The 17468-nt window shown below is 62.3% G+C and carries 14 protein-coding genes and 1 riboswitch; of the genes, 3 read left to right on the plus strand and 11 right to left on the minus strand.

The features are described 5' to 3' along the window. Window positions 1–67: 67 nt before the first annotated feature. Both O9H32_RS27775 and O9H32_RS27780 read right to left on the minus strand, forming a co-directional pair. Window positions 68–2194: an ABC transporter ATP-binding protein gene (locus O9H32_RS27775; protein ID WP_269869368.1), complete on the minus strand. Its 2127-nt coding sequence runs from the start codon at window positions 2192–2194 to the stop codon at window positions 68–70. A gap of 51 nt (window positions 2195–2245) precedes the next feature. Further along, window positions 2246–3991, minus strand: a complete 1746-nt coding sequence (locus O9H32_RS27780) for an ABC transporter ATP-binding protein (protein ID WP_269869369.1) — start codon at window positions 3989–3991, stop codon at window positions 2246–2248. A gap of 499 nt (window positions 3992–4490) precedes the next feature. Between O9H32_RS27780 and serS the strand changes: the two genes are divergently transcribed. After that, window positions 4491–5783, plus strand: coding sequence for a serine--tRNA ligase (gene serS, locus O9H32_RS27785; protein WP_269869370.1), 1293 nt, complete (start codon window positions 4491–4493; stop codon window positions 5781–5783). A 179-nt stretch (window positions 5784–5962) separates the two neighbouring features. Here the strand turns inward: serS and O9H32_RS27790 are convergent, their stop codons facing one another. Then, on the minus strand, window positions 5963–6730 hold the full coding sequence (locus O9H32_RS27790) for a DUF554 domain-containing protein (RefSeq protein ID WP_269869371.1): 768 nt from the start codon (window positions 6728–6730) through the stop codon (window positions 5963–5965). Between the two features lie 112 nt (window positions 6731–6842). Between O9H32_RS27790 and O9H32_RS27795 the strand changes: the two genes are divergently transcribed. Then, on the plus strand, window positions 6843–7118 hold the full coding sequence (locus O9H32_RS27795; RefSeq protein WP_269869372.1) for a hypothetical protein: 276 nt from the start codon (window positions 6843–6845) through the stop codon (window positions 7116–7118). Between the two features lie 79 nt (window positions 7119–7197). Here the strand turns inward: O9H32_RS27795 and pyk are convergent, their stop codons facing one another. Next, entirely contained in the window at window positions 7198–8616 is a 1419-nt protein-coding gene (gene pyk / locus O9H32_RS27800; protein ID WP_269869373.1) for a pyruvate kinase, read from the minus strand. Between the two features lie 146 nt (window positions 8617–8762). Between pyk and O9H32_RS27805 the strand changes: the two genes are divergently transcribed. Next, a complete protein-coding gene (locus O9H32_RS27805) occupies window positions 8763–9554 on the plus strand; it encodes an AraC family transcriptional regulator (RefSeq protein ID WP_269869374.1) in 792 nt (263 codons plus the stop codon). A gap of 94 nt (window positions 9555–9648) precedes the next feature. Here O9H32_RS27805 and O9H32_RS27810 read toward each other — a convergent pair whose 3' ends face one another. The 7 genes from O9H32_RS27810 to thiC all read right to left on the minus strand — a co-directional run bounded on the left by O9H32_RS27810 (window position 9649) and on the right by thiC (window position 17080). Then, window positions 9649–10170 (minus strand): hypothetical protein, encoded by a 522-nt coding sequence (locus tag O9H32_RS27810; RefSeq protein WP_269869375.1) that lies wholly within the window; start codon window positions 10168–10170, stop codon window positions 9649–9651. Window positions 10171–10191: 21 nt separating this feature from the next. Beyond that, window positions 10192–10893 carry a response regulator transcription factor gene (locus O9H32_RS27815; RefSeq protein WP_269869376.1) on the minus strand — a complete coding sequence of 234 codons (702 nt, stop codon included), beginning with the start codon at window positions 10891–10893 and terminating at the stop codon, window positions 10192–10194. Next, a complete protein-coding gene (locus O9H32_RS27820; RefSeq protein WP_269869377.1) occupies window positions 10890–12386 on the minus strand; it encodes a sensor histidine kinase in 1497 nt (498 codons plus the stop codon). Before O9H32_RS27820 ends, O9H32_RS27815 begins: the two co-directional genes overlap by 4 nt. Window positions 12387–12418: 32 nt before the next feature. After that, window positions 12419–13174 (minus strand): ABC transporter permease subunit, encoded by a 756-nt coding sequence (locus O9H32_RS27825; RefSeq protein ID WP_269869378.1) that lies wholly within the window; start codon window positions 13172–13174, stop codon window positions 12419–12421. Between the two features lies 1 nt (window position 13175). Further along, on the minus strand, window positions 13176–13913 hold the full coding sequence (locus O9H32_RS27830; RefSeq protein ID WP_269869379.1) for an ATP-binding cassette domain-containing protein: 738 nt from the start codon (window positions 13911–13913) through the stop codon (window positions 13176–13178). A gap of 133 nt (window positions 13914–14046) precedes the next feature. Beyond that, window positions 14047–14967 carry a hypothetical protein gene (locus O9H32_RS27835; RefSeq protein WP_269869380.1) on the minus strand — a complete coding sequence of 307 codons (921 nt, stop codon included), beginning with the start codon at window positions 14965–14967 and terminating at the stop codon, window positions 14047–14049. 337 nt (window positions 14968–15304) lie between these two features. Next, a complete protein-coding gene (gene thiC / locus O9H32_RS27840) occupies window positions 15305–17080 on the minus strand; it encodes a phosphomethylpyrimidine synthase ThiC (protein WP_269869427.1) in 1776 nt (591 codons plus the stop codon). A gap of 237 nt (window positions 17081–17317) precedes the next feature. Further along, window positions 17318–17430: riboswitch (TPP riboswitch) on the minus strand. Window positions 17431–17468 lie beyond the last annotated feature (38 nt).

Below are 17468 nucleotides of genomic sequence, written 5' to 3' on the forward strand. Positions count from 1 at the left end.
GCCGGGGAGCATGCTCCGGGCTGCGGTCCTTTTCGTTCTCCTATCGCATGTATGCCCTCTCGCCAGGCTATGCCGATGTCGTCTGTACGGTGCCCCCGGACTGCAGCTGATACATCCGGTAGTACCGGCCCTGCAGCGCCATCAGCGTCTCATGCGTACCGCGCTCGACGATCTCGCCGCGGTGCAGCACGAGGATCTGGTCCGCCTCGCGGATCGTGGACAGCCGGTGGGCGATCACGAAGGTCGTGCGGCCGGCACTGACCACACGCAGCGCCTCCTGGATCAACCCTTCGGTCTCGCTGTCGATGGAAGCGGTCGCCTCATCGAGGATCAGGATGGCCGGGTCGAAGGCAAGCGCCCTCGCGAAGGAGATCAGCTGCCGCTGTCCCGCAGACAGCGTACTGCCCCGCTCCACCACGCGTTCGTCATAGCCGCCCGGCAGCCGCTCCACGAAGTCCGCCGCCCCGACGTCCGCCAGCGCTTTGCGCACCTGCTCCGGACCGATGCTCCCGTTATACAGCGACACGTTGAATTTGATGTCGCCGGAGAACAGGAACGGATCCTGCAGGACGATCCCCATATGCTTGCGCAGGGCCTGTTTCGAGATCCGGCGGATCTCTTCGCCATCGATCGTAATCGCGCCGTCCGTCGGCTCATAGAAGCCGAGGAGCAGGTTCATGATCGAGCTTTTGCCCGATCCGGTATGGCCCACGAGCGCCACTGTCTCCCCTTTGTTCGCCTCGAACGTAATGCCCCGCAGCACCGGCTCGCCCTCTTTGTAGGCGAACGTCACGTTGTCGAACTTCACGTGTCCCTGCGGTCTTGGCACTTCATCGCTCTTCGCTACCTCGGTGCCTTCCATATCCATCAGATGAAATACCTTCTCGGCCGAGACGACCGCACGCTGGGCATTCATCAGTTGGTCGAAGATACCGATGATCGGCTGGAAGAACCGTCCCGTATAATCGATGAACGCATAGAACACCCCGAACGAGATCGCCGTCTGCAGCGACTGGCCGCCGAAGTACCAGATGGCCCCCGCCGTGAAGAGCGAACCGACTAGGCCCGTGAAGTTGCGCGAAGACAGGGAGAACAGGCGGATCTGCTTAATATTCGCCCGGTAGCGATCTTCATTGAGTGCATTGAACTCGCCCATCCGGCTCTTCTCTTGACGGAATGCCTGTAGAATCGGCATGACGTTAATGGATTCGTTCAGCATCGCGTTCATGTCACTGAGCCTGGCCCGCATGATCGTAATGTATTTTTTGGAATACTTCAGATGCACGTACATCACGACGGCGAACAACGGCATGAACACCAGCGTCACCAGCGCCAGCCGGTAATCCAGCAGGAACAGTGCGATATAGATGCCCACAATATTAATGGAGCTGACCACGAAGGTGGCCATGAAGCTCATGAATAAGTCCCGGACCGCCTCCGTATCGTTCGCGATCCGCGAGACGACCTGCCCGATCGGCGTCGCATCGAAATACCGGATCGGCATGCGCTGGATATGATTCATAAGGTCCATCCGCATCCGCTGGATAATCCGGAGAGCCGTCGACTGCAGCGTAAAGCCCTGGATGTAGTGGAGCACGCTGCCGAGCACCAGCAGACCGAAGAAAGCCGCCAGCCACCGAATCACGGCCGGGATATCGTACCGGTAGAAGGCTACGGTCTCTGCCGTGGTCAGCTTACGGGCCGGGAACACGCGGCCTTCGCCGTCCCTGCTCTTCCAGAGAAGCTCCGAGCCTTCCGCTCCTTCCCCCTCCCGTGTGACGGACCAGGAGCCATCCGCGGCTCCCTCCACGCCGCGGACCAGATACATGCCGCTGCTGAGTTGTAGGATGCGGGCCTCCTTCCAGAACTCCGGACCGGCTGCCGATCCTCCCGCCGCACGGCCTTCTTCCAGCCAATCCTTGCGGACGTAAGCCGTTCCGTCCAGTTCCACCTGAGCGATGCCGCCCGGCGCGGCTCTATCCTTCCCGGTCCATTCGTACCAGGGCTGGGCGATGCCGCCGATGTGGCGGTCGATGATCGTCTTCGCGATAAACGGTCCGGCAAGCTCGGCGCCGACCGCACAGCAGAGTACCAGCAGCGCGGCGGCAATCCGGTATTTGAACAGGAGCGCGTAGGCCAGCAGCCTGCGGAACACCGGGATTCTTGTTTCTCCCGTATTGGGTTGCGGTTCCATGGTGATCTTGGCACTTCCTTCCTCGTAGCTTCCTCCGCTTGGCGGAGAGGACTAGGTTTCGAGCAGATGGGCTTCGAGCTGCTGGCGCTCGAACTGTTCCTTATACCAGCCACCGTGCCGCATCAACTCCTCGTGCGTCCCTTCTTGGATGATACGACCGTCATCCAGAACCAGAATCCGGTCCGCGTGCATGACGGCGGACAGCCGGTGGGTCGCGATAAGCGTCGTCCGGCCGGCCCGCTCCGAACGCAGCGCTTCCAGAATCGCACTTTCTGTCCTCGCATCCACGGCAGACAACGAATCGTCGAGAATGAGAATCTCCGGATCGGCAAGCAGCGCCCGCGCGATGCTCACGCGCTGCTTCTGGCCGCCGGAGAGCATCACGCCGTTCTCGCCGACGATCGTGTCCAGACCCTGGGGAAGCATCTCCACGTCGGCTGTGAACGAAGCCATGGCAATCGCTCGAGCCACCTCCTCCGGTGTCGCATCGGGGCGGGCCATGGCGATATTCTCGCGTACGGTCTTCGAGAGCAGCAGATGCTCCTGCGGCACATACCCGATCCAACCCCGGATGCGTGCGACCGGCAGCGTCTCGATCCCCGCGCCGGAGAACAGCACCGTACCCGGATCAACCGGGTAGAACCGGAGCAGCTGCTTCAGCAGCGTACTCTTGCCGCTGCCGGTACGCCCGACGAGCCCTAGCGTCTGCCCCCGCTCCAGCCGGAGCGACACGCCGCTCAGGCTGTCCTGCGCCGCGCCGGGATAGCGGAAAGTCAGGCTGCGCAGCTCGATGGTATCCGGCCGTTCCACCTGTGCGGGCACGTCCGGATCCTGCACTTCGGGAGGCTGGGCGAAGCTCGCCGATACCCGGTCTACCGAAGCCGTGCCGCGCTGCAGCACGTTGATGAACTCGCCGAAGGCAATCATCGGCCAGATGAGCATGCCGAGATAAATATTGAACGAGACGAGCTGACCGAGCGTAATCTCGTTATGGAATACGAGATAGGCCCCATAGCCGATCCCGATGATGAAGCTCATGCCCACAATGAGCGAGATTGCCGGATGGAACAGGACTTGAATCGCCGCCACCCGGATGTTCAGACGCATGACGTCTTGGGTCACTCGGTCGAAGGAAGCCAGATCGTGTTCTTCCTGTACGTAAGAGCGGATGACCCGCATCCCCGAGATCGACTCCAGCGCCTGGTCGTTCATCCGGCCGAACGCCGCCTGCGCCGCGATGAACCGGGCCCTTGTCTGCTTGCCGAGCACGCTGATCAGCAGCGTAAGCAGCGGGAGCGGAATGAGCGCGGCGAGCATAAGCTTCCACGAGATCAGGGAGATCATCGTCACGAGCACGACCGAAGTGCCGACGATCGTATTGACGAGCGTCATCACCCCATACCCCGCCGTCTGCCCGATCGACGGAATGTCATTGGTGGCCAGCGCCATCAGCTCTCCCGTCGTATTGCGGTGGAAGAAGGAAGGCGACATCCGCATAAAATGCGATACGAGCCGGCTTCTCAGCATCCGCTCGAGCAGCAGGGAGTTGCCGAACAGGGTGGTCACCCAAAGATAGGTGATCACGAACGTAGTACAGGCCAGGCCGGCAAGCAGCAGGACGCTGCGCTGCAGTTCTCCGCCGGTCAGCGAGCCCGTACGGATCTGGTCGATCACGCTGCCGATCATGCGGGGCGGCACAATCCCCAGCACGTTGACCAGCGCCATCATCAGCACCGCACAGGCGTACCATACCCACCGTTCACGGAAGAACCAGGCCAGACGGTTAACAAAGGTCACGGGACATTCACCTCTTTGCATCTTTCTTTGCTTACGCTGTGTTTCCAACTCCAGTACAAGTGCCTCCTATGCCGGGTAAGATCACCAGTCTACCATACCATATTTGGATAGGACTGCCACCAGAAAATATTGCTGAAACGATGTTTTCCCGCAGTCCCGGCTCCCTCCCCCGATGTCCTGGGTTCACCGCCGCCGCCGGGTGAAAGCCTCTTGATGAATGCCGGAGAAAAGCGTATACTACAACAAATGAATTCCCGCCATTATGCCGATGAAGAGCATCCAACTCGGAGGCGTTCTCGTCAAGGGACCTCAGCTCAGCTCCTGAGCGATCCCCTAAGTGAACCGGACCCGCCCGTTACCGCGGAACCAAGATGGATCGGACCCTGGAGTCCGGTCAAGTTGGGTGGCACCGCGAGTCCAAGCGCTCCTCGTCCCATACGGATGAGGGCGCTTTTTGTGTTTTTTTGGACATTCCCCACTCAAAAGGAGCGCGGTAACGATGCTGGACATTCGCTGGATTCGGGAAAACAAAGACAAGGTACAAGAGGCGGCGGACCTGAAAGGACTGCCCTTCGACGTGGAGGAGCTGCTCGCGGCCGATGAGCGGTGGCGGTTCCTGATGCAGGATGTGGAGCGGCTGCGCGGCCTCCGCAACCACAGCTCGCAGGAGATTGCGCAGCAGCTGCGCGCGGGCCTCCGGAGCGAAGCCGAGGAGGCTAAGCGGAACGTGCAGGAGATTAACGCGGAGCTGTCGGTATTGGAGGCGGGCCTGTCGGCGGTAGAGCAGGAGCGAGCTGCGCTGCTGCTCCGCGTGCCGAACGTGCCCTCGGCGGATACGCCCCGCGGCCGGTCGGACGCGGACAATGTGGAGACCGCCCGGTGGGGCGAGCCCCCACGCTTCCCCTTCGAGCCGCTGAACCATGTCGCGCTTGGAGAGCTGCACCGCATCATCGACGTGCCGCGCGGCGTCAAAGCGGCCGGCGCCCGCGGCTATTACCTGCGCGGAGCCGGCGCCCTGCTCCACCGGGCGGTGCAGCAGCTGGCCGTGGACCTGCTGCTCGGCCGCGGCTTCACTCTGCTGGAGGTGCCGCTCGCCGTACGGCCGGAGGCGCTGACACACGCAGGATTCTTCCCGCTGGGCGAAGACCAGGTGTACCGGCTCGAAGGCGAAGACCTGTACCTGGTCGGCACCTCGGAGGTGCCGCTGGTGCATTATTACAGCGGAGAAACCGTCGACGTGGCGCAGCCGATCCGCCTCGCCGCCGTGTCGAGCTGCTTCCGAAGCGAAGTCGGTTCGGCCGGCCGGGACGTGCAAGGCCTCTACCGGGTACACCAATTCGCCAAGGTGGAGCAGGTGGTGCTCTGCGAGGCGGATCCGGGCACGGCCGAGAGGCTGCTTCACGAAATCACAGGCCATGCCCAGACCCTGCTCCGCCTTCTGGAGCTGCCACACCGGACCGTCGCCGTCTGCACCGGCGATATGTCGCAGAAGACCTACAAGCAGTACGATCTCGAGACGTGGATGCCGAGCCGAGGAGCCTACGGGGAGACCCACTCGTCGTCGAGCCTCCTCGACTTCCAGGCCCGGCGCGCCGGCATACGTTACCGCGGTCCGGACGGCAAGCTGCGGTACTGCTACACGCTGAACAACACGGCGGTAGCTTCGCCGAGAATCCTCATTCCGCTGCTCGAAAATCACCAGCAGGTGGACGGCTCGATCCGCATTCCCAAGGCCTTGCGTCCTTATATGCAGGGACTTGAGCAGCTCGATCCTCCGGCTCCGCAGGAATGACAATCACTTCATCACCGAGAGGGAGACAGCGGGAGGGTGCCGCAGCTGTAGGATGGAAGACAGGGTCAAGCCATGGCGAGATATCTATTCTTCTATAGTAAGAAGAGCCAAAGAAGCCAGTCCCCTGCGGACCGGCTTTCTTTGGCTTGGTTTACGTTCCTGCCCATGGGCTTCTGCTCTTACAGGCCCGTCCACCAGGCTGACATCCATGCGGCCAAAGGTACGGCCAGCGCCGCGAACACCAGCGCCGGCAGCAGGTTCGCCACATGAATCCGGCGCAGTTCGAGCAGGTTGATCCCCACCCCGATGATGAGCACGCCGCCCACGGCCGTAATCTGTACGATCATCGCGTCCAGCAGCCCCGGGTCCAGACCTGCTGCGATCCAGGACGAAGCCAGCGCGATGAGTCCTTGATACAGGAAAACCGGGAGCGCCGAGAAGGCCACCCCCACGCCCATGGTCGAAGCGAAAATAATGGAGAGAAACCCGTCGAGCAGCGACTTCGTGTAGAGCACCACGTGATCCCCGCGCAGTCCGCTGTCCAGCGCCCCCAGCACCGCCATCGCCCCGATGCAGAAGACGAGCGTCGCATTCACGAAGCCTGCGGCCAGACGGCCTTCCTGCCGCGGACTGCCGCCGCTCCGGCGCCTGAACCGGCGGTCCAGCGTGTTCACGCCCCGCTCCAGCAGCGCGCCGAACCCCTCGAGCCGCCGCTCGATGCCTGCCAATTCTCCCGCTATGCCGCCAAGCGTGAGACAAGCTGCAATCAGCAGGAATTGATCCGACTTCAGCGCCATCGACACGCCAAGCGCGATCAGCGCCAGGCCGATTCCCTGCATGACCGTCCGCCGCATGCCGTCGCTCATCCGCTGCAGCAAGAGCCCCGCCAGCCCGCCGGCCACAATGGCCGCCGCGTTGACGGCGCTCCCCCATAATGCTTCTGTCATATCCACCGCATCCCTTTCGTTAACCCGAACATCATACCGCGGGAACGGCATTTTTTCAATGAAGGGGGGCATACTAACGATCGATTCGACCATAAGGAGGGTTATGGCAGCCATGGCAAATGACAAGGACATGAATCCAATGTCGGGCGAAGAAGTCGAAACCGACGGCGTGTATAGCAACGAATGGGGCCGTGAAGAGAAGCTGAAGCGCGGCGATGAATTCCCTGCCGACCCGGTCCTCGGCCAGACGGAATGGAAGCTGGTCTCCCTGCCGCTGGAGAGCCAGGAGGAAGAATTCTATAAAGATACGACAGGCAATACGAAGAAGCGGTCGCATTTCGACCATGATTTTGGCGCGGACCCGTTGGGGAAAGAAGACAAAGCCTAACCACTCTCCTCAACGCCAAAAGCGCCCGTTTGCGCAGCTGCTGCAAACGGGCGCTTTTGGAGCTTGTCATGCCCACTTCTTATTCCACGTTCATGATCTTGATCAGGTTCGTCGAACCGGCTCCGCCGATCGGAACCCCTGCCGAGACGATCACAAGGTCTCCCGTCTCTACCAGCCCGCTCTTCTTGCCTCCGTCAGCAGCCGAGAGGAACATCTCGTCTGTAGAAGAGACCGGTTCGCCCAGCACCGGCGTCACGCCCCATACAAGGCTCATCCGGCGGCGGATCCGCTCGCTTGGCGCTATCGCCACGATCGGCGCCTTCGGGCGGTACTTGGACACCATCCGTGCGGTGAAGCCCGTCTCCGTCGGCGTCAGAATCGCTTTGGCACCGAGCTCCAGCGAGGAGCCGACGACGGCCTGCGAGATCACTTCGGTCACGTTCGGCGTCTGCTCCGCTGCACGCTTCACGTAGGCATCCCAGTACGGCAGCGTCGCTTCGGTCCGCTCTGCGATGGCCGCCATCGTCTCGACGGATTCCATCGGATACTTGCCCGCCGCGCTTTCGCCTGACAGCATGAGCACATCCGTCCCGTCCAGCACGGCATTCGCCACGTCGCTCGCTTCCGCCCGAGTCGGACGAGGGTTCACCTGCATCGAATCGAGCATATGCGTGGCCGTGATGACCGGCTTGCCGGCCTGGTTGCACTTGCGGATCATGAGCTTCTGCAGAATCGGCACGTCCTCCACCGGAATCTCAACTCCGAGGTCCCCCCGCGCTACCATCAGCCCGTCCGATACTTCCAGGATCGCGTCCAGCCCATCCACGCCTTCTTCGTTCTCGATCTTCGAGATAATCTGGATGTGTCCGGCTCCGAGCCGCTCCAGCAGCTCGCGCACTTCCAGAATATCCTCCGCCTTGCGGACGAACGAAACGGCGATAATGTCGAGGTCCTCTTCTGCCGCGAAGTGGATATGCTGCACATCCCGCTCCGTCACACCCGGCAGCGAGGTCTTCACGCCCGGCAGGTTAACCCCTTTGCGCGGCTTGATTACCCCGCCGTTCAGGATGCGGCAGTGAATCTCCGTCCCCGCCACTTCCTCCACCCGCAGCTCGATCAAGCCGTCGTCGATGAGGATGCGGCTGCCCGGATGCACATCCTGGGGCAATCCGGCATACGACACGGAGATGCGCTCCCCGGTCCCTTCGACGATCTCCGTCGTAAGCGTCAGCATCCCGTCCGTCTTGAGCTCGTACGAGCTCATCTGCAGCTTGCCGATGCGAACCTCCGGCCCTTTGATGTCGAGCAGCACCGCCACGGCTGCACCCAGCTCGCCCGCCGCCTGCCGTACGCGCTGGATTCGGGCCCGCTGCTCTTCCAGATCGCCGTGTGCCATATTCAGTCGGGCGACGTTCATCCCTGCCCGGATCATATCCTTCAGCACATCCACGGAGTCGCAAGCCGGACCCAAGGTACAGATAATTTTTGTTTTACGCATCGTTAACTCTCTCCCTTAACTCGATTCTTGTCGAATTGTCTCCCGTTATTGTAATCTCCTTTTCCCCATTCTTCCATGAATTATAGTATGATAGATGTACTATAGTCCGATAATGAGACGAATACGGCAGCCTAAGGAGGATTGCTATGCTTCTAATCGAGAACATCCGGCGCGATGCCGGTACGATGCCCTGGTACGAGGAGGTCGAGCGGGAGGCGGAATCCTGGTCCTTCATCCTCATGGGCTACGGCAAATGCATCTACTGGGTGCGGGGCGAGAAGCTTCTGCTGGAGAAAGGCGATGTCCTGCTCCTGCCCCCCGGCGTCATCTATTACGGCAAAAGCATCCCCTCCCTCTCGCACGAGAAATACGTGACCACGTTCGGTGCCGGGGAGTGCGGCGCCCCCCCGCTGCCTCTGCTGAGTTCGGATCAGCCGCTGCGTTGGCGCTGCGCCGGATGGGAGCTCCTCCTCGGCCGCGCCCGGGCCATGGAGGAGGAGTGGAAGGAAGCTTCTCCGTATAAGGACGTCTTGTGCGGCGCGCTGCTGCTCGAGTCGCTCACCCGCCTGAACCGGGAGTATGACAAGGGACAGCGTACCGGACTGCGTCACGGGCAGGCGGAGCTCATGACCGCCTACCTGCGCAACCATTACCGCGAGAAGGTCACGAAGGAGGATCTGGGCACCGTGATCGGCCGCAGTCCCGGCCATGCCGCCGTACTCTTCCGCGAGGCCACGGGGCAGACGATCTCCGAATATGCGCACGGGCTGCGGATCAAGACCGCCGTCTACCTGCTGCGCCATTCCGACCTGACCGTGGCCGACATTGCTGAGCAGCTCGGCTACTGCGATCCTTCGTTTTTTCACCGCACGTTCAAACGCCTGACCGGAGCTCCGCCGTCCCGGTATCTGAAGGAACGGGAAGCGCCGCTGAAGTAGCCCCTCCTCCTTTTCATGACCTGAGCCCAGGCTATGCCAAAAACAAAAAGAACCCCCGGTCCCCCGGCGGTCCCCCTTATAGCGATCCATCTATTTAAACCCTCCCGCCACTCTTCCGGCTGCGGCGGGGCCCCCACGGCTTGAACACCGACAAGGCGAATAGAGCGATAAGCGACACTAGCTGCAGCACGATGCCGGCCATCAGCACCGTATGATTCGCCGTGAAAGCCGGATATGACCACGCCCCCATCCCCTCCGCCGCCGTCACCGCCGCCGCGCGGCCCGACCAGATGTACATACCGGCGACACCGAGAGCGGCGGCCGCCAGGGTCAGCACCTCTTTGGCGATAATCCAGTAATACTTCAGCAGCCCCCAGTGCGTGAACACAGAGAGCAGCACCCCCGTCACTACGGTTCCTATCGTGGAGGCCCGCACCGAGGTTCGGGACAAGGCCAGCATCACGGTATAGCAGGCGTGCAGAAGAACCGGGTCGTCCGTCCCGGCAGCCGTGATGCTCAGTACCAGGAAGAGGACCGCCCCGCCGAGCATGATCGAAGCCAAGACGAGATGGACCGTCAGCAGCCATCGGCGCGGCGTCATCGCCAGCGGTTTCATAAGATCTCCCCCTTATGCAGATTACACGTTGAACCGGTATCCCACACCCCAGATCGTCTCGATGTACTGCGGCTTGGACGGATCGCTCTCGATCTTCTCCCGCAGCTTCGAGATATGTACGGTCACCGTGGCATTGTCGCCCATGGCCTCCAGCCCCCAGATCCGCTCGAAGAGATGCTCCTTGCCGAACACCCGGTTCGGATGCTGCACCAGGAAGAGGAGCAGATCGTACTCCTTCGAGGTGAACGCAACTTCCCGCCCCCTCACAAGAACCTTGCGCGCCGGAACGTCGATCGTCAGGCCGCCGACCTGCAGGCTGCCCTGTTCCCGCAGATCCCCGCCGTTCCCGGAGCCGGTGAGCCGCTCGAACCGGGCCAGATGCGCCCTCACCCGGGCAACAAGCTCGCCGACGCTGAAGGGCTTGATGATATAATCGTCCGCGCCCAGGCCCAGACCCCGGATTTTGTCGACCTCTTCCCTGCGGGCCGAGACCATCAGGATCGGTATGTTCTTCACCGCCCGGACCTGCCGGCAGATCTCGTAGCCGTCTACCCCCGGCAGCATCAGATCCAGCAGGATCAGGTCATAAGGCTCCCGCAGCGCCTGATCCAGCCCGGCATCCCCGCTGGCGGCAATCTCCACCGCATACCCCGACGCTTCCAGGTAATCCCGCTGGACCTCCGCGATCACGCTCTCGTCTTCGATAATCAGAATCCGCTTCATGTCTCCCGCTCTCCCCCGCCTTCTCCTTGTACCAGAGGCAGCGTCACGATGATCGCCGTCCCCTGCCCCGGACCGCTCCGGGCGCGGACGCGCCCTCCATGCTCCTCCACGATGCCTTTGACGATAGCCAGCCCGAGCCCGCTGCCCCCTGAATCTGCGGCACGGGCCGGGTCTCCCCGGTAGAACCGGTCGAATACCCACGGCAGCGCCTGCACCTCGATCCCGGGTCCGTTATCCTCGAGCGTCAGCTCGGCCTCCCCACCTGCCACGCGAAGGGAGATGGACAGCCCGTCGGCCTTTCCCTTCCTATGCTTCAGCGAGTTGTCTACGATGTTCATGAGCACCCTGCCGAGCTTCTCCCGGTCCGCACTCACCCAGAGGGGCGGCCCTCCGGGCGGAATATCGCAGCGGAGTTCCATCTCCCGCATCCTCGGGTCATGGCGCAGCTCCTCGGCATATTCCGTGACATACCCGCGCAGGTCCAGACGCTCAAAGTGAAACGGAAGCCGCTTCAAATCAAGCTTCGAGAACAAGAACAGCTCATCGATCAGACGGTTCAAGTGGAGCGCCTTGCTGTGAATCATCCCCACGTATCTCTCCCGCTTCTCCGGCGTATCGGCGATCCCGTCCCGCAGCCCTTCCGCACAGCTCTGGATGGCTGTCAGCGGCGTCTTCAGATCGTGCGAAATGCTCGTGAGCAGCTCTTTGCGGTTCTCCTCGTATTGCAGCTGCGTGCGGATCGAAGCCAGCAGGCGCTGCCGCATCTCCTCGAACGCTGCGCCCACCTCGCCGATCTCATCCCTGCGCGCGATGCGCAGCTCCTGCTCCAGCTGCCCGTCCTTGATCCGCTCGGCGGCCCGCTTCAGCTCGCGCAGCGGCCGGATGATGCTCCGGGAGACGAGATAAGTCAGCCCGCCGTTCGTAACCGCGTGTACAAGCAGCACCGTTCCCAATAGGAGAGGGAACACCCTGCGAGCCATCATGCTGAACAGCCGTTGATCTTCGAGCAGCACCACCTCGCCGCTGCCGCCCCCCTCCCACTGTATCTCCTGCTTGAAGGCGTAGTAGGCCGTTCCGTTCAACACCACTTCCTGCTCATGCGCATTGTCGCCCTCCTTCTTCTGCGGAAGAGCCGTGAGCACAGCCGGGTCCTCTACAGGCCCGATCCATGAAGACGAGAAGGCGACCTTCCCCTCCCGCAGCACCACAATACCCGATTGCAGCTCCGCGAGCTTCGCTTCCGCCTCCTTCAGGAAGGCTGTGTCCCTGAACCGTTCCGGCTCTTCCCGGGCGAAGTATTCCAGCACTGTATACCACTCGTTCTTGCGCTCGAACCTCTCCTCCACCGCCTTCCCTCCGCCTCCGTCCGGCAAGATCAAGGATTTCAGTCCGAAGACGTCGTGCAGAAACAGCGAGGCGAACAGCGCAGCCGTAAGGACGAACAGCACGAGAGGAACGACGACCATGGCGATGTTCGAGAGTATGAGCTTCATTCGGATAGACAATGACTTTCCGCTCCCTGCTCCTAGAATGATTTTTTGGAAAAGACAACCAGACCGCTTGTATAAGCTATTATACAATACGACAGGAGCAGTGCAGAGAGATTCCACAGCCGGGCACCCGGCAGTCCGTCCCCGAGCCAGAGGGTGTGCCAGCCCGTGTAGGAGAAGAGGGACCAGACCGACAGCTCCGGCAGCAGGAGCGGGAGCAGCTTGGCGCCGCCGTACACCAGCAGGCACAGCGCAATGGCCGTCGCGGTACGGCCGGCGAGCTGCGCAAGTGCCGCATAGACGACGCCAACGGTCAGCATAGCCGCCCATGCGGCCAGCGCGGCCTTGGCGGCAGGGGCGGCACCCAGCGCGCCGGCAGGGGAGCTTCCGGGAAGCAGCCAGCCGCAGAGCAGGCAGACCGCCGCCACGAGCAGCAGCTGCAGGCCGGTATAGAGCGCGGCGGCCAGCACCTTGGCGCCATAGATCTTGCCCCGCGATACCGGGCGGACCAGCGAGAGCCGGATCGTGCCCGCTTCGCCTTCGCCGGCGAACTGCTCGGCGGCCGTGAGGCAGAGGAAGAGCGGCAGGACGACGGCCGTGTATCCGCCGAGCAGCGTAAGATAAGGATCGCCGCCCAGGAGCGAGGCCAGGCCCGTGCCGCTGCTCAGGCGGGCCGACAGCAGCATGAAGCCGAGCGGCAGCAGGAGCGCAGCCAGGAGGAAGCCGCGGGTTCTCGGCTGAGCCGCCAGTTTGGCGAGCTCATTGTGCAGACTTGCAGCGAAGCGCCGCATCTCAGGCTCCCTCCCTCTGCCGGCCGGCCGCAATAACATACATGGCCTCCAGCGTACCATAAGCCTGCAGCAGATCGGGGACGCGGCCCTCGAGTACGAGAGTGCCGCCCCGGATCACGCCAGCCCGGCTGCAGACCTGCTCCATCTCCCCGATGTGATGGGAGGCGATCAGGAAGGTCACCCCTTCGTCCGCAGCCAGCCGCCCAATCAGCCCGCGGATATCCAAGATGCCGTCCAGATCGAGCCCGTTGGTCGGTTCGTCCATCACAATACAGGCCGGGGCAGGCAGCAGCGCGGCGGCCAAGGCCAGCCGCTGCTTCATCCCGAGCGAGAAGCCCTTGGTCTTCTCCCGGGCATAGGGCCCAAGCCCCGTCAGCTCCAGCACCTCCTCGGTACGGGCGGCCGGAATCCCCGGGTAGTGGCGCCGCACCTGCTCCAGCTGGCTGCGGGCTGTCATGTACCCGTAGGTACTCCCCGCCTCGATCACGCAGCCGACCCGCTCCATCGCCTTCTCATAAGACGCCGTGAGGCTGTGCCCGAACCAGCGGATCTCCCCCCCGGCGGCCGGGATCAAGCCGGTAATGAGCTTGAGCAGCGTCGTCTTCCCCGCTCCGTTCGGGCCGAACAGGCCGTAGATCTCTCCCCGGTGTATCTCCAGATTCACCTCATGGAGGCCCCTTCCATTCCGGTATGTCTTCGTCAGTCCGCTTACCTTCAGCACCGGTTCTTCCCTCATCATTAATACGCCTCCTTACTGCTCTCCTGCTCATGCCGTTCGTTCTGCCGGCCATCGCCGGGGAAGCGAACGGCATGCAGGCAGCTCGCTTCCCCGGGTCGACAGGCCTTGCGGCCAAGGCCGCCGTCACTCTGTTCTACCGGTGCTCCTCTTCCTTATGCAGCGTGACGACCGGCTTGCCGGTAAGGTCCACCGTATCCGCCGTCGTGGCATTCTGCCCGGACAGCTTCAACTGAGCGGATAAGGCCAGGTCATGCTCCACGCCCTCCGCATCCTTACCGTCAGCTGCCAGCTCCAGGACCTGCCCCTTCAGCGTACCGTCCGGCGCAATGTCCGCCGTGAGATGGAATGATTCGATCCGGATGTCCCGGGTCAACCGCGGGAGCTGCAGCGCTTCGCCGTCTTTCATCCACGGCGGCAACCCCTCCCCCTCCTGGGACGACGGGTGTCTATGCTCCGGGTCTGACGCATGCTTCACCGCCAGCGATCCGAGCGCCTGCACCGCAGGCGGGATCTGTGCCGCCGACAGCTGCAGCTCCACCCGCTGGCTTCCGTCCGGCTGCGCCTCCAGCGTCATCTGCTGCTTGAGGCTGCCGGCCAGCGCATCGACGAGGCCCTCCAGCTCTCCGGCATCCGGCCCTTCCCCTTCCTCCGTCTTCCAGCTGTGGCTGTGCTTCTTCTCATCGCCATGATCCCCGACCGCGTAATACGTATCATCGGCGGCATGCTTAAGCACCACTCCTCCGCCCGGCTGGGTGAAGAAGGCGACCCGCTCCGACTTCGACCCGCTCTCGATCCCCACTTCCCCGCTGGCCTGCCCTCCCTCGCGGTCGATCTTGACGAGCGGCGCCGCTTTCCATACCGGCTTGCCGTTATCGGTGAGGGTCACCTGCACATCGGCCGTTACGCTCTGCACTGTATGCTGCTGCTTGAGAGCCGCTTTGTACGCCTCATAGCCCGATGTCCCCGCCATCGCCGACATGCCGCTGGTCGCCAGGAGCACGCCCCCCACCGCCAAGGGTACTGCTGCTTTCCATACCTGTTTGCTCATCTTCATTTGAATTTCCTCCATTCGGTAAGTTCGGATTGTGAAGTCCTCCTGCCGCTCTCCGCCCCCTTGCTGCGGGCCCTCTCTTAGGTGCTGCGCTTCGTGCGCCTCAGGTTTCCTTCTTGTGATCAGAATAACCCCCGACTCTTACCTCCTTCTAAACCAATTCTAAAAAAAGTATAAAACCGCCCTTTCCCAGCCCGCTGCTAACAAAAAAACGGAACTCCGCCCCCCATTGCCCCGGGCCCGCCTCTCTTCAGAGGACGCCTAAGCGCAATGAGGAACCGTGAGTTCCGTCATCTTCCTTCCTTTAGTGCTATTAGACTCCGATCACCATTAGACCCGATTACCTATACACGCCGCTGCCGGTCTGCGCATATTCCTTCGACTTCTCCTCCATTCCTGCGTGCAGCGCTTCCTCTTCCTCCAGGCCATGCTCGCGCGCATACTCGCGGATGTCCTGCGTGATGCGCATCGAGCAGAACTTCGGCCCGCACATCGAGCAGAAGTGTGCCGTCTTCGCCCCTTCGGCCGGCAGCGTCTCGTCGTGATACTCCATCGCCCGCTCGGGATCGAGGGCAAGATGGAACTGGTCGCGCCAGCGGAACTCGAAGCGGGCCTTCGACAGCGCATTGTCGCGCTCCTGCGCGCCCGGGTGCCCCTTCGCCAGATCGGCCGCATGGGCAGCGATCTTGTAGGCGATGACGCCTTCGCGGACGTCGTTCTTGTTCGGCAGGCCGAGATGCTCCTTCGGCGTCACGTAGCAGAGCATCGCCGTGCCGAACCAGCCGATCATCGCCGCCCCGATCGCCGAGGTGATATGGTCGTAGCCCGGCGCGATGTCCGTCGTCAGCGGCCCGAGCGTGTAGAACGGCGCTTCGTCGCACACTTCGAGCTGGCGGTCGACGTTCTCTTTGATGAGATGCATCGGCACGTGTCCCGGCCCTTCGATCATGACCTGCACATCGTGCTTCCAGGCGCGGTGGGTCAGCTCGCCGAGCGTATCGAGCTCCGCGAACTGGGCCTCGTCGTTGGCATCGGCAATCGAGCCCGGACGCAGGCCGTCCCCGAGGGAGAATGCCACGTCGTACGTCTTCATGATCTCGCAGATCTCGTCAAAATGCGTATAGAGGAAGTTCTCCTTATGATGCGCTAGACACCATGCCGCCATGATCGACCCGCCCCGGGAGACGATGCCCGTCACCCGCTTCGCTGTCATTGGAATGTAGCGGAGCAGCACGCCCGCATGGATCGTGAAATAGTCGACGCCCTGCTCCGCCTGCTCGATCAGCGTATCGCGGTATACTTCCCACGTGAGGTCTTCCGCCTTGCCGTTCACCTTCTCCAGCGCCTGGTAGATCGGCACCGTACCGACCGGCACCGGCGAGTTGCGGATGATCCACTCGCGGGTCATATGGATGTTCTTGCCCGTCGACAGGTCCATGATATTGTCGGCGCCCCAGCGGATCGCCCATGTCATCTTCTCCACTTCCTCGTCGATCGAGGAAGCGACGGCCGAGTTGCCGATATTCGCATTCACCTTCACAAGGAAGTTGCGCCCGATGATCATCGGCTCGCTCTCCGGGTGGTTGATATTCGACGGGATAATCGCCCGGCCGAGTGCCACCTCGCTGCGCACGAACTCCGGCTCGACATTCTCCCGGATTGCAATGTACTCCATCTCCGGCGTGATGATCCCCTTGCGGGCATAATGCAGCTGGGTCACATTGGCCCCCGATTGGGCCCGCAGCGGTTGGCGCTTCAATCCCGGGAAGAGCAGCTCCTCCTTGACCGACTCCGCATCCAAGTATCCGTTGTCCTCCGGCTTGATCTCCCGCCCGGGATATGCTTCCACATCGCCCCGGTCCAGAATCCAAGATAGCCGCCCCGGCTGCAGCCCCTGCCGGATATCGGTGACAGCCTCGGCATCCGTGTACGGTCCGCTCGTGTCGTACACCCGCACGGGAGCATTCGGCTCTTCCCCGTACCTGCCGGTGGACGGACTGAGCTCGATCTCGCGCATCGCCACGCGCAGGTCGGGACGCGTCCCCTCCACATGGACCTTGCGGCTGCCCGGGAATGCCCCGGCGATCTTCGCCCCGGCCCTCTCTTCCATTCCCATACCGGTTCCGTTTCCTGCATTCTTCTGTTCGTTCGTCATCTTTCCTGTAACCTCCCCTAGGCTCTTGGACGCGCGGTATACCCGCACCGCTTCCGGCCCCGAAGTGGATAATCATGGGGGACAAGCACGACAAAAAGGACCGCTCGATGTATCGCAAGCGGTCCACGGTTGAAAGCGCAGCATAGCACACAGGGCGCCGGTGTCCATAGACATCCGGGCCGCTGCATCGCTGCACGCTGTTGGTGTGGGGTCTCGTTCCTCCGCTGGCATTATCCAGTTCAGGTCTAACGGTCGAAGGCAGCGGCCTTCCTCTCAGCCTGGCGGTCTCCCAAGCTCCCGTGCATCACAATATGAAATTATTCCTTACCCAGCATAAACGGAAATGTCT

The sequence above is a fragment of the Paenibacillus caseinilyticus genome (genome assembly GCF_027533645.1).
GTDB lineage: Bacteria > Bacillota > Bacilli > Paenibacillales > NBRC-103111 > Paenibacillus_G > Paenibacillus_G caseinilyticus.